The organism is Amycolatopsis jiangsuensis (assembly GCF_014204865.1).
Classification (GTDB): Bacteria; Actinomycetota; Actinomycetes; order Mycobacteriales; family Pseudonocardiaceae; genus Amycolatopsis; species Amycolatopsis jiangsuensis.
This window is the reverse complement of the sequence record NZ_JACHMG010000001.1, coordinates 3,812,518-3,824,640: the sequence shown is the minus strand read 5'-3', so window position 1 is coordinate 3,824,640 and position 12,123 is coordinate 3,812,518. Positions and strand designations below refer to the sequence as shown.

The window sequence follows — 12,123 nt, the reverse complement described above, 5'->3', positions numbered from 1 at the left end:
CCGGCCCCACGACCGGTTCGCGACCGGTCGTGGGTTTTGCCGTAGCCTTGACAGCCGTGAGTGATGAGTTCGATGCCTCGTTGCGGGACCTGACCGGCAAGCTGACGCAGATCGAGTCGGTGATGGACCTCGAGGCGCTGCGGGCCCAGGTCGCCGAGCTCGAGGAACAGGCCTCCAGCCCCACCCTCTGGGACAACCCCGAGGAAGCGCAGAAGGTCACCAGCCAGCTGTCCCACCGCCAAGGCGAGCTGCGCCGCGTCTCCGACCTGCGCCAGCGCCTCGACGACCTCGGTGTGCTGTATGAGCTGGCCGCCGCCGAAGGCGACTCCGCCAGCATGAACGAGGCGGAAACCGACCTCACCGACCTGGTCACCGACATCGACGGCCTCGAAGTCCGCACCCTGCTCTCCGGCGAATACGACGACCGCAACGCCGTGGTCAACATCCGCTCCGAAGCCGGCGGCGTCGACGCGGCCGACTGGGCCGAGATGCTGCTGCGGATGTACCTGCGCTGGGCCGAACGCCACGGCTACCCCACGGACGTCTACGACATCTCCTACGCCGAGGAAGCGGGCATCAAGTCCGCCACCTTCAAGGTGTCCGCGCCCTACGTGTACGGCACGCTCTCGGTCGAACAGGGCACCCACCGGCTGGTGCGCATTTCGCCGTTCGACAACCAGAGCCGCCGCCAGACGTCGTTCGCGCACGTCGAGGTCCTGCCGGAAGTCGCGGAGGTCGACCACGTCGACATCCCGGAAAAGGACATCCGCGTCGACGTGTACCGCTCGTCCGGCCCCGGTGGACAGAGCGTCAACACCACCGACTCCGCGGTCCGCATCACTCACCTGCCGACCGGCATCGTCGTCTCCTGCCAGAACGAGAAGTCGCAGCTGCAGAACCGGGCGGCCGCGATGAAGGTCCTCCAGGCGCGGCTGCTGCAGCGCAAGAAGGAAGAAGAACGGGCCGAAATGGAGGCGCTCAAGGACAGCGGCTCCAGCTGGGGAAACCAGATGCGCTCGTACGTGCTGCACCCGTACCAGATGGTGAAGGACCTGCGCACCGAACACGAGGTCGGCAACCCCAGCTCGGTGCTCGACGGCGACATCGACGGTTTCCTGGAAGCGGGCATCCGCTGGCGCCGCCAGGCCGGCGTCGCCTGATCCGTTCCAGAGCACCGGGGACCTCCTCGAGGAGGTCCCCGGCTCGCTGTGCGGGCACCGGCAACCCGGCCTTTACAACACCCATGGGTAGGATGCCGAACCGTGATCCGGCTCGAAGAGGTTTCCAAGGTCTACAAGACCTCGACCCGGCCTGCCCTGGAACGGGTGTCGGTCGAGGTCGACAAAGGTGAGTTCGTCTTCCTCATCGGCCCGTCCGGCTCCGGGAAGTCGACGTTCCTGCGGTTGCTGCTGCGCGAAGAGGTACCCACCAAGGGGCGGGTCATGGTGTCGAACTTCGACGTCGCCAAGCTCGCCCGGCGCAGGGTCCCCCGCCTGCGCCAGACCATCGGCTGCGTGTTCCAGGACTTCCGCCTGCTGGCCAACAAGACGGTGGCGGAGAACGTGGCCTTCGCACTCGAGGTGATCGGCAAGCCCCGGCCGACCATCCGCAAGGTCGTGCCCGAGGTGCTCGAACTCGTCGGCCTCGACGGCAAGGCAGACCGGCTGCCCAACGAGCTCTCCGGCGGTGAGCAACAGCGGGTGGCCATCGCGCGAGCGTTCGTGAACCGGCCGCTCGTGCTGCTGGCCGACGAGCCCACCGGGAACCTGGACCCGGACACCAGCCAGGACATCATGCTGCTGCTGGAGCGCATCAACCGCACGGGCACCACCGTGCTGATGGCCACGCACGACCATTCGATCGTGGACTCGATGCGGCGCCGGGTCGTCGAGCTGCAGCTCGGTCGCGTGATCCGCGACGACTCCCGCGGCGTCTACGGCATCGGCCGCTGACGCCACCCCCGCCCGACTCCAGCCCCGAACCAAGGACAGACACCAGCGATGCGTGCCAGTTTCGTCTTCAGCGAGGTCGTCACCGGGTTACGCCGGAACGTCACGATGACCATCGCGATGATCCTCACCACGGCGGTTTCGCTCGCCATGCTCGGCGGCGGCCTGCTCGCCGTGCGCACGATCGACAAGATGAAGGCGAACTTCCTCGCCGAGGTCGAGATCTCGATCAGCCTGGTCGACCAGGTGAGCGCGAACGACAAGAACTGCAGCCAGCAACTGTGCGGCTCACTGCGCCAGTCGCTGCAGAACAACCCCGGCGTGGAATCCGTGGTGTACGAGAACCGCGACCAGGCCTACGAGCGGTTCAAGAAGATCTTCGCGAGCCAGCCGGAGCTACTGGAGCTCACCGGACCGGAGGCGCTGCCCTCGTCCCTGCAGGTGAAGCTCAAGGACCCGGACCGCTCGGACGCGATCATCAAGCAGTACACCGGCCAGCCCGGCGTGCGGAAGGTCGACGACCAGAAGAAGTTCCTCGACCGGGTGTTCAACGTCTTCAACGGCGTCCGCAACATCGCGTTCGTGATGGCGCTGATCATGGCCGTCGCCGCGCTGCTGCTGATCGCGAACACGATTCAGGTCTCGGCCTTCACCCGGCGTACGGAGGTCGGCATCATGCGCCTGGTCGGCGCCACCCGGTGGTATACCCAGCTGCCCTTCCTGCTGGAGGCGGTGGTCGCCGGCGTGGTCGGTGCCGTGCTCGGCACGGTCTTCCTGCTGCTGACGAAGCTGTCCTTCCTCGACTCGGTGTTCACCGGTGAGGTCTTCCCGCAGATCACCACGCTGGAAGTGCTGTTCCCGGTCGCGCCGATCCTGCTCGCGGTGTCCGTCGTGATCTCCGCGATCACCGGCTACGTGACGCTGCGGCTCTACGTGCGCCACTAGGCTCCACTGTGGACAGTGAAGATCTCTGACCAGGCCCGTCCGGCCGGAAACCGGAGTGCCGGACGGGCCGTGGGCCACGTAGAATGGCCGGTATGCCCAAGGAACGTGGACAGCACGTCATCGCGTCGAACCGCAGGGCGCGGCACGACTACTCCATCCTGGACACCTACGAGGCAGGCATGGTGCTCCAGGGCACGGAGGTGAAGAGCCTGCGGGCAGGCAAGGCCTCGCTCGCCGACGCGTTCGCGACCGTCGACGACGGTGAGGTCTGGCTGCGCAACGTGCACATCCCGGAGTACACCCAGGGCACCTGGACCAACCACATGCCGCGGCGCACCCGCAAACTGCTGCTGCACCGGCGGGAGATCGAGCGGCTGATCGGCAAGACCAAGGAGAGCGGGCTGTCGCTGGTCCCGCTGTCGATGTACTTCAAGGACGGCAAGGTCAAGGTCGAGATCGCGCTGGCGAAGGGCAAGAAGGCCTACGACAAGCGGCAGACGCTGGCCAAGCGCGACGCCGACCGGGACATCAGCCGCGCGCTGGGCCGGGCGCTGAAGGGCCGGTTCACCGAGTGAACGCCGGACCCGCCTCGGACGCCGACGTCGCCCGGTGGACCGCCTCGCTCGGGCTCGACGGGCTCGTCGACCTGCACGTCCACTTCCTGCCGAAGTCCGTCATGGACAAGGTGTGGGCCTACTTCGACCGTGCCGAGGAGCACTACGGCACGGCGTGGCCGGTGCACTACCGCACGCCGGAGCCGGAGCGGGTGGAGACGCTGCGCGCGCTCGGCGTGCGGCACTTCGCGCCGCTGGTGTACCCGCACAAACCCGGGATGGCGGAATGGCTCACGTCCTGGGCGCTGGAGTTCGCCGAGCAGGTTCCGGAGGCGGTCCCGACCGGCACGTTCTACCCGGAGCCGGTCGCGGCTTCCTCGGTGGAAGCGGCGTTGCGGGCGGGCGCGCGGTGCTTCAAGGCGCACGTCCAGGTGGGCGCTTACGACCCGCGTGACGAGCTGTTGGCCCCGGTGTGGGGCGCGCTCGCCGAAGCGGGGGTGCCGGTGGTCGTCCACTGTGGACACGGACCGCTGCGGGGCGAGTACACCGGCCTGTCGGTGTTCGCCGAGGTGCTGCAACGGCATCCGCGGCTCACCGCGGTGCTGGCGCACGCCGCGATGCCCGAGTTCGATATGGCGTTCGAGCTGATGGCGCGCTATCCGCGGGTGCACCTGGACACCACCATGGTGGGCGTGCCGTTCTCGGAGAAGATCGCGCCGCTGCCCGCGGACTGGACGGCGCGCATCGCCGAGGTGGCCGACCGCGTGGTGTTCGGCACGGACTTCCCGAACATCCCGTACTCCTACGCCACGCAGCTGCAGGCGATCGCCGGCTGGGCGGCCGACGATCGCCTGGGCGAGCCGTTCCTGCGTGCGGTCCTGCACGACACCCCGGCGAAGCTGCTCAGCGTGTGAGCGCAACCGCGGCGGGCAGCCGGACCTGACGTCCGGCCAGCGCGAAGCCGGCCGCGGTGAGCACGACCCACGGCAGCGGCCCGTGCGTAAGTCCTTCGCTCAGCGGCCGGAAGCCGTTCGCCGCGAGGCCGAGCAGTCCGCCGGACGCGAGCAGCCCGGCGACCACGAGCTGGGCCGTGCCCGCAGTGACCACCATGCTGTCGCGCTGGGTTTCGAAGCGTTCGAACAGCCGGAGCAGACCCAGCAGCACCGCGCCGCACAGGGCCACCCAGCCGGGCAGCATCAGCCACCACATCGTCGAGCCGGGGTGCGGCGTGGCGTAACCCAAGCCGTACACGGTGATTCCGGAGACCACGATCAGGGCCGGCATGTGCCACAGGTACACCGACATGAAGCGGGCGCCGAGCCAGCCGAGCGCGGTGCCTGCCGGCAGCCGCGCCAGCCGCTGCCGAAACGCCAGCAGCAGGCCGATCTGCCCGATCGCGAGGAAGAACAGCAGTACGGTCGGCGGGCTCATGTTCGACACCGGTGCGCCGGGCATGCCGATCATGCTGGCCGGATACGGCCCGCACGCGACCATGAGCGCGGTGGTCGCGAACCCGGCGGCGGACAGGCCGAGCGCGGCGCGGCGGCCCAGTGTGCCGAGCCGGCCTTCGACGTAGTGGAATCCGAGCTGGTGCACGGCCAGCCAGACGACCACGGCGTTCGCGTATCCGAGGAGGCCGACGTCGGAGAACCGGGCGACGTCGATGACCACACCGGCGACCGCCAGCACGACCGGGACAGCGAGCCCCCAACGCCGGTGCGCCGCGACCATCAACGGGGTGAGCAGCACAGTGAGCAGGTAGACCGAAAGGAACCACAGCAACTGCGCGGCGATGGAACCGGCCACCCGCACCGGCTGCTGGGGAATTCCCATGCCCCTTAACAGATCGGGTACGACCAGCCACACCGCCATCAGCGGCAGTACCGGAACGAGCAGCCGGCGCACCCGCCCGGCGAACCAGGCACGGCTGGACTCGGCACGGCGCAGCGAAATCAGGTTCGCCGCACCGCCGGCGAAGAACACCAGCGGCATCACCTGCGAAAGCCACGTGAGCGACCACCAGCCGGGAGTGCTCAGCGCGTTGCCGGTGGCGAGCGTGCCGCCGGAGTAGGAGAGCACCGGCATGATCCAGTGCTGAGCCACCACGGCGAGGATCGCCCCGGCCCGCACCACGTCGAGGAAAGCGTCCCGGCGCCTCGGTTCCGCCGTACTGGTGCCGACCCGCGGCAGGCTCATCGTCATACCGAACAGCCTGTCGGCCGCGGGGGCTCCGCACAGCGGGGCAGACCGCCGGATCCGGCCTCCGGCCAGCCGTGCCGGCGCACCGGGGGCTGGCCCTACCCCGGCCCGGAATCAGCGTCCGTGAAGGGCGCCGTGAAGGGCCATCGCGGCTTACCGCAGCCCGTCCCGCTCCGGTTCGGTCTCGTGCGCGCGCAACCGGTACTCCCAGCCATGCTCGGTGAGGCCGAGTTCGTACAGAGTCTCGATTTTCGGTCCGCCGTGCAGGTGGATGTGGCGGACCACGGTGCCGGGTACCGGCTCCGCCTCGGTGAGCTCCTGGACCCGGCCGTCGAGTGGTCCGCCGAAGAAGCGGACGCTGCGGTCGGGCGTCGGGGACTGCTCACTCGGCATCGGTCCATGGTAGGTGAGGCCACGACCGCCGTGCTGCCCTCGAATCGGGTGAGACCGGTCAGCGGCCCAGGTAGGTGAGCACCGCCCGCACCCGCCGGTGTTCCTCCGCGCTGGCTTCGAGCCCGAGCTTCGCGAAGATGTTGCCGATGTGTTTTTCCACCGCACCGTGCGAGACCACCAGCGAGTTCGCGACCGCGGTGTTCGAGAGGCCCTGCGCCATCAGACCCAGCACCTCCGACTCACGCGCGGTGAGGGAATCGAGCGGATTGCGCCTGCCGCGGGCCATCAGCTGCGCGATCACGTCCGGATCGATGGCCGTGCCACCGCCCGCCACCCGCCGGACCGCGTCGAGGAACTCCGCCACATCGGCCACGCGCTCCTTGAGCAGGTAGCCGACCCCGCCGGCACCCGCGGACAGCAGCTCGACCGCGTAACTCTCCTCGACGTACTGCGACAGCACCAGGACCGGCAGGCCAGGGATCTTCTTCCGGGCGGCGAGGGCGGCACGCAGGCCCTCGTCGGTGAACGTCGGCGGCATCCGCACATCGACGATCGCCAGGTCAGGACGGTGCTCGGACACCGCACCGAGCAGATCGTCCCCGTTGTCGACGGCGGCGACCGTCTCGATGCCCTCGTCGGCGAGCAGCCGGGTGACCCCGGCTCGCAGCAGTACGGCGTCCTCGGCGATCACAACCCGCATCAGGCTCCCAGCTCGTGAGTGGACAAGCTCCGGAGCTATTCACTCACGAACGGCTTACCACTGGCACGGCAGGTCCGCCCGGATCACCGTCGGCCCGCCGACCGGGCTCACCACGGTGATCACGCCGTCGATCGTCGCGGCCCGGTCCGCCAGACCGGCGAGCCCGCCGCCAGGGCGGACTTCGGCACCGCCACGGCCGTTGTCGGTGATCTCCGCGATGACGTGCGTGTCGGTGCGCCACAACTTCACCGTCGCCTCGGTCGCGCCGGAGTGCTTGGCGACGTTGGTGAGGGTTTCGCCGACGATGAAGTACGCCGTGGTCTCCACCGCGGCCGGTGGACGGGGCTCCACGTCCACCTCCACGTCCACCGGGATCGGCGTCCGCGCCGCCTGCGCGGACAGCGCCGCGTCGAGCCCGCGATCGCCCAGCACGGCCGGGTAGATCCCGCGGGCCAGGTCCCGCAGCTCCGACACGGCGAGCTTGGCATCCGAGTGCGCCTCGTCGAGCAGGCCGCGCACGGCGTCCGGATCCTGGTCGAACTTCGACTTCGCCCGGCCGAGGCTCATCGCCACGGCCACGAGCCGCTGCTGCGCCCCGTCGTGCAGGTCGCGCTCGATCCGGCGGCGTTCCGCCTCCGCGGCGTCCACCCCGCGGGCCCGCGAGGCCTGCAGGTGCTCGGCCTTCCGCTCCAGCTTCTTCGTGCGGTTCGGACCCAACATCGACAGCGCGAGGTTGCCGTGCAGCCAGCCCAGCCACGGCGTCACCCAGATCGCCATCGGCAGCAGCACGATCGACGCGATCGCGATCGGCAGCTCCACGATCGACAGCGGGAACGCCACCATCAGATAGCTCAGATCGCGCCAGGTCGTCGGATCGGTGAGCCGGGTCAGCCAGCGGCGGGTCATCGACTGGCCGGTCAGCGGCAGCCGCTCCACCGGGCCGAGCGGCGTGTTGAGCATCCGCCGCGCCCACCGCCGTTCGACATCGCCCGACCAGCGGACGAACCCGGTCGTCGCGAGCAGGATCGGGAAGCCGACCCAGACCACGACCGTGCCGACGCCGACGACCGCCCCCACCACGATCAGGATGAACTGGACCAGCCGGAACACGAAGCTGAGCAGCATGTACGCGACCGTCCGGGCCGGATGCGGCCGGGGATGCTCCGGGGGAGGTTGCTGCGCAGTCATCCGGTCACCGTGCTCATTTCCTCGATCGCTTGCCACGAGCGCTCCATACGCCTGCGCTGGGTCACCGTCGGCCGGAGCATCCGCACCGCGAACCCGCAGTGCAGCGAGGCCAACGACCTGGTCAACGCCGCGGCCAGCGCGATCAGCAGCACCCCCAGCGCCGCCCACGGCAGCGCGGCCACCGTCGAGTCGACGGTGATCCATCGCACATCGTAGCCCGGGAAGAACCACGCGCCGTCGGGAAGGAACCGGTAGTAGACCGGCAGCGCGGCCAGCCCCAGCCCGGCCGCCCAGAACGTCACGACCAGCACGAACTCCACCAGACCGAGCGGGAACAGCAGGAAGAAGTACGCCAGGTCCCGCCAGGTGGCGCCGTCCCGGACCCGGGTCGTCCACCGCCGGCGCAGCCCCTCCGGCGGCAACGGCAGATAAGGCCGGTCGATGTAGGTGTCGAGCAGGGCGAACACCCGCGCCCGCTCCATCCGGGCGGCACCGCGGACCAGCAGCACCAACGCCCCCAGCAACGGGATGCCGAGCCACACGATCGCCGTGCCGAGCCCGGCCGCGGTCAGCGCGGTGATCAGGCTGAACGAAAGAATCCCCAGCGGCAGGTTGAGCAACAGGAACGCCACCGACCCACCCAGCGGCGGGGTGCGGTGGCCGGACTTTCCGGCGGAGACGTCAGTGCGCATCGGCGGGGCTCCTCACAGCGGGACGGACCAGCTCAGCATCGCCGCACGAAGGGGCCCGTCACCAGGGGGCCGGCGGGCATCTGCGAGGTGGGGGCAGCCCTACCCCGCAGGCCCGGTCCGGAACAACCGGGTTGCCGGGGGCGTTATGATGAACAGGTTGGAAACACCGACAAGGGGGTGAACGGTTTCGACTCTGGACGTTGAGTCAGGGGAAGCGTGCCGGTGCAGGCGAGAGACCACCGTAAGCGTCATCGCACACCAATAAGCGCCAAGGCCAATAGCCAGCGCGACTTCGCTCTTGCTGCCTGAGTAGCGAGCGAGTCTGTCGGCCCGGGTTCGCCTCCGACCCGGTCGCCGGCATCAGCCAGGAGGCTTACCGCCAGTCCCGGCCACGGGGCCTGGTAGGGAAGCACACAGTGGCTGGGCCCGTCACTTCAGCTTGTTCACGTGACTGAAGGGGCCAAGCAGAGACACAGTGGACTGCGCACGGAGAAGTCCTGGTGAGGCGCTAGAGGACCCGGGTTCAATTCCCGGCACCTCCACCCGCCGAAGGCGCATCCTGCTCGTCGCAGGGTGCGCCTTCGGCGTGTTTCGGCATCGTCATTGCTTCTGGGGGTGCGACCCCCAGACCCCGTCCGGGGAGGGCCCCGGACCCCCATCGTGGTGGTTGCGTGAGGTGGGAAGGGTTGCGTCAGGTCGGACGGGGTGGCTGGGTTGCGTGGGGTCGGACGGGGCGTGGGGTGCCGGCTTGTGGGTTCCGGAGGGTTGGTTGGGGTGGTAGACCGTTCGGGACTGGGTCGGGCCGGATGGGAGTGCCATGCGTCGGCGTCGGGGTTTTGTGGTGGTCGTGGCGGTGGGGGTGGTCGCGGGGTTTGCGACGCCCGCGTCGGCTGAGCCGGCTGGGGTCGGCAAACAGCCCGTCGCCGAGGGGTACGGCGGGGCGGTGGTGTCCGACACCGTCCAATCCAGTCAGGCCGGAATCGACGTCCTGCGGCGTGGCGGGACCGCGGCGGACGCTGCGGTCGCGGTCGCGGCGACGCTGGGAGTGACCGATCCGTACGTCGCCGGACCCGGCGGTGGCGGGTACTTCGTGTACTACGACGCGCGGACCAAACGCGTTTCCACGATCGACGGGCGGGAGACCACGCCTGCCGCCGACAAGTCCGACATGTTCGTCGACCCGGCAACGGGACAGGCCTACGACTTCGAGACCGCGGTCGAGAGCGGGCGGTCGGTCGGCGTACCCGGCATGCTCGCCACCTGGCAGCGTGCGCTGCAGCGATGGGGCCGGTTCAGCCTCGCGGACGACCTGCGGCCCGCGGTGCGCGTGGCGGACCGCGGATTCGTGGTGAACCAAGAGTTCGCCGACCAGACCGAGTCGGTCAAGGACAAGCTGTCGCACTTCTCGCCGACCGCGGAGCTGTTCCTGCCGGGCGGTGAAGCACCGAAGGTCGGCTCGGTGTTCCGCAACCCGGACCTCGCCGACACCTACCGGCAGATCAGCAGGCAGGGCACCAAGGCCTTCTACGGTGGTTCCATCGGACGCGACGTGGTGAATACCGTGCAGAACCCGCCGCTCGCTTCGGATGCGCCGATCAAGTCGCTCTCCGGTCCGATGGAACTGTCGGACCTGCGTGCCTACCGTGCGCTGGACGGATCGCCGACGCACGTGGGCTACCGCGGCTACGACGTGTACGGGATGGCGCCGTCGTCCAGTGGCGGCATCACCGTCGGGGAATCGCTCAACATCCTGGGCAACTTCGATCTGTCCAAGATGGACCGGGTGCAGGCACTGCACCACTATCTGGAAGCGAGCAGGCTCGCCTTCGCCGACCGGAACCGCTACGTCGGCGACTCCCGGTTCGTGAAGGTGCCCCAGCGGCAGCTGCTGTCCCGGCAGTTCGCGGCCACGCGGGCCTGCCGGATCGACCCGGAGAAGGCCGGCCAGAGCCCGGTCGCGCCCGGCGACCCGTACTCCACGGGTGGCGGGTGCGCGACCACCACGGCCGCGTCGTCGGGCAACAACGAGCAGCACACCAACCACTTCGTCGTGAGCGACCGGCACGGCAACGTCGTGTCCTACACCAACACGATCGAGCAGCTCGCCGGCAGCGGCATCACCGTGCCCGGCCGGGGATTCCTCCTCAACAACGAGCTGACGGACTTCAACTTCACGCCCACCCAGGGCGACGCGCCGGACCCCAACCTGCCCGAGGGCGGCAAGCGGCCGCGCTCGAGCATGTCCCCGACGATCGTGCTGAAGGACGGGAAACCGGCGCTCGCGGTCGGCTCGCCGGGCGGCGCCACGATCATCACGACCGTGCTGCAGGTACTGGTCAACCGGCTCGACCTGGGGATGAGCCTGCCGGACGCGATCGCCGCGCCGCGTGCTTCGCAGCGCAACGCCAAGACCTCCGACGCGGAGGCCGCTTTCCTCGCCCAGCCCACCACGGCAGGGCTGGAGGCACTGGGACAGAGCTTCACCGAGGGTCCGTCGATCGGCGTGGCGGCCGGACTGGAGTTCAAGCCGGGCGGCAAGATCCTCGCGGCCGGTGAGCCCGTACGCCGGGGCGGAACGTCGGCGATGGTGCTCTCTTCGCGCCACTGAGCGATTGTGGGCTTCTCCTGCTAGGGCCCGGCGCCGCCGATCCGGCCGGTGAGTTCAGCGGCGGTCTCGGCGACCGCGGCGGCGAACTCCGGGAACCTCTCGTCGCAAGGGCCGTCGTCCGGGCACACATGGCGCAGTGTCACGGAGATCGACGCCATCGGGCGCGTACCGTGGTCGAAGACCGCGGCCGCGACCGAGGCGAACCCGTCGGTGACGTGGCCGTCCTCGACCGACCAGCCGAGCCGCTGCTCCGCGGCCAGCGTCCGGCGCAGGGCCGCGAGCGAGTCCGGGCCGCGGCCGGTGCGCCGTACGAACGACCCCGCGGCGGGAAACAACGCACGGACGTGCGCGGCCGGCAGGTGGCGAAGGATCGCCCGGCCGGAGGCGGTGAGCTGGCCGGGCAGGCGGACCCCGACGTCGGTCACCAGGGTTTCCGGGCGGGCCGGACGTTCCTTGATCAGGTACAGGGACTCGTTGCCGTGCAGGACACCCAGGTGCGCGGTGTGGCCCACGCGGTCCACGAGCTTGCGCAGGAGCGGCCCGGCCAGGCGTTCGAGCGGATCGTGACGCAGGTAGGCCGAACCCAGTTCGAACGCGGCGATGCCGAGCCCGTACCGGCGTTCGGTGGGCAGGTGCACGACGAAACCGGCCGCGGTGAGCTCGTTGAGCAGGTGATACGTCGTCGAACGCGGCAGCTGCAGATCGCGGGCGACGGTGGCCGCGGAGACCGGGCCGGCGTGTGCCGCGAGCAGCTGGAGGACGGCCAGGCCACTGCGGAGCGCCGGGACGTCCGAACTGCTCATGATCACTCCTTCGGGGGTGCCGCGAGCGGTGCCAACGGCCCGTTCGCGACGGTGCCTGACGCTCCCGCCACGTTCTGTCTTGGGTACCAGAC

Annotated in this window: 12 protein-coding genes and 1 other RNA gene; 7 read left to right on the top strand and 6 right to left on the bottom strand. The window is 69.6% G+C overall.

Going from position 1 to position 12,123, the window contains the following annotated elements:
* Window positions 1-56: 56 nt before the first annotated feature.
* The 5 genes from prfB to BJY18_RS16725 all read left to right on the top strand — a co-directional run bounded on the left by prfB (window position 57) and on the right by BJY18_RS16725 (window position 4,362).
* On the top strand, window positions 57-1,160 hold the full coding sequence (gene prfB, locus BJY18_RS16745; protein ID WP_184780871.1) for a peptide chain release factor 2: 1,104 nt from the start codon (window positions 57-59) through the stop codon (window positions 1,158-1,160).
* A 102-nt stretch (window positions 1,161-1,262) separates the two neighbouring features.
* Window positions 1,263-1,952, top strand: a complete 690-nt coding sequence (ftsE, locus tag BJY18_RS16740) for a cell division ATP-binding protein FtsE (protein WP_184780870.1) — start codon at window positions 1,263-1,265, stop codon at window positions 1,950-1,952.
* Window positions 1,953-2,000: 48 nt separating this feature from the next.
* Window positions 2,001-2,894, top strand: coding sequence for a permease-like cell division protein FtsX (ftsX, locus tag BJY18_RS16735; protein WP_184780869.1), 894 nt, complete (start codon window positions 2,001-2,003; stop codon window positions 2,892-2,894).
* Window positions 2,895-2,986: 92 nt separating this feature from the next.
* Window positions 2,987-3,469, top strand: a complete 483-nt coding sequence (gene smpB / locus BJY18_RS16730; RefSeq protein WP_184780868.1) for an SsrA-binding protein SmpB — start codon at window positions 2,987-2,989, stop codon at window positions 3,467-3,469.
* Window positions 3,466-4,362, top strand: a complete 897-nt coding sequence (locus BJY18_RS16725; protein WP_184780867.1) for an amidohydrolase family protein — start codon at window positions 3,466-3,468, stop codon at window positions 4,360-4,362. The genes smpB and BJY18_RS16725 overlap by 4 nt, the downstream gene beginning before the upstream one ends.
* Here BJY18_RS16725 and BJY18_RS16720 read toward each other — a convergent pair.
* From BJY18_RS16720 to BJY18_RS16700, 5 genes are all read right to left on the bottom strand, one after another.
* The gene (locus BJY18_RS16720) at window positions 4,352-5,650 is read right to left on the bottom strand and encodes an acyltransferase family protein (protein ID WP_184780866.1); all 1,299 of its coding nucleotides are present in this window, start codon (window positions 5,648-5,650) and stop codon (window positions 4,352-4,354) included. The genes BJY18_RS16725 and BJY18_RS16720 overlap by 11 nt on opposite strands.
* Window positions 5,651-5,800: 150 nt before the next feature.
* A complete protein-coding gene (locus BJY18_RS16715) occupies window positions 5,801-6,040 on the bottom strand; it encodes a DUF8847 domain-containing protein (protein ID WP_184780865.1) in 240 nt (79 codons plus the stop codon).
* 58 nt (window positions 6,041-6,098) lie between these two features.
* Window positions 6,099-6,740 (bottom strand): response regulator transcription factor, encoded by a 642-nt coding sequence (locus BJY18_RS16710; RefSeq protein ID WP_184780864.1) that lies wholly within the window; start codon window positions 6,738-6,740, stop codon window positions 6,099-6,101.
* Between the two features lie 54 nt (window positions 6,741-6,794).
* On the bottom strand, window positions 6,795-7,928 hold the full coding sequence (locus BJY18_RS16705; RefSeq protein ID WP_184780863.1) for a sensor histidine kinase: 1,134 nt from the start codon (window positions 7,926-7,928) through the stop codon (window positions 6,795-6,797).
* Window positions 7,925-8,620 (bottom strand): sensor domain-containing protein, encoded by a 696-nt coding sequence (locus BJY18_RS16700; RefSeq protein ID WP_184780862.1) that lies wholly within the window; start codon window positions 8,618-8,620, stop codon window positions 7,925-7,927. Before BJY18_RS16700 ends, BJY18_RS16705 begins: the two co-directional genes overlap by 4 nt.
* Window positions 8,621-8,793: 173 nt before the next feature.
* Here BJY18_RS16700 and ssrA point away from each other — a divergent pair.
* Together ssrA and ggt are read left to right on the top strand one after the other, a co-directional pair.
* Window positions 8,794-9,165: a transfer-messenger RNA gene (gene ssrA, locus BJY18_RS16695) on the top strand.
* 272 nt (window positions 9,166-9,437) lie between these two features.
* On the top strand, window positions 9,438-11,228 hold the full coding sequence (ggt, locus tag BJY18_RS16690; protein ID WP_184780861.1) for a gamma-glutamyltransferase: 1,791 nt from the start codon (window positions 9,438-9,440) through the stop codon (window positions 11,226-11,228).
* Window positions 11,229-11,248: 20 nt separating this feature from the next.
* Here the strand turns inward: ggt and BJY18_RS16685 are convergent, their stop codons facing one another.
* Window positions 11,249-12,034, bottom strand: coding sequence for an IclR family transcriptional regulator (locus tag BJY18_RS16685; RefSeq protein ID WP_184784652.1), 786 nt, complete (start codon window positions 12,032-12,034; stop codon window positions 11,249-11,251).
* Window positions 12,035-12,123: the final 89 nt, after the last annotated feature.

What these genes read in the sequence shown, in the direction of transcription:
- ftsX (WP_184780869.1), top strand. Translation starts at nt 2,001, where the DNA reads ATGCGTGCCAGTTTCGTCTTCAGCGAGGTCGTCACCGGGTTACGCCGG.
- smpB (WP_184780868.1), top strand. Translation starts at nt 2,987, where the DNA reads ATGCCCAAGGAACGTGGACAGCACGTCATCGCGTCGAACCGCAGGGCG.
- BJY18_RS16720 (WP_184780866.1), bottom strand. Translation starts at nt 5,650, where the DNA reads ATGACGATGAGCCTGCCGCGGGTCGGCACCAGTACGGCGGAACCGAGG.
- BJY18_RS16715 (WP_184780865.1), bottom strand. Translation starts at nt 6,040, where the DNA reads ATGCCGAGTGAGCAGTCCCCGACGCCCGACCGCAGCGTCCGCTTCTTC.
- BJY18_RS16710 (WP_184780864.1), bottom strand. Translation starts at nt 6,740, where the DNA reads ATGCGGGTTGTGATCGCCGAGGACGCCGTACTGCTGCGAGCCGGGGTC.
- BJY18_RS16705 (WP_184780863.1), bottom strand. Translation starts at nt 7,928, where the DNA reads ATGACTGCGCAGCAACCTCCCCCGGAGCATCCCCGGCCGCATCCGGCC.
- BJY18_RS16700 (WP_184780862.1), bottom strand. Translation starts at nt 8,620, where the DNA reads ATGCGCACTGACGTCTCCGCCGGAAAGTCCGGCCACCGCACCCCGCCG.
- ggt (WP_184780861.1), top strand. Translation starts at nt 9,438, where the DNA reads ATGCGTCGGCGTCGGGGTTTTGTGGTGGTCGTGGCGGTGGGGGTGGTC.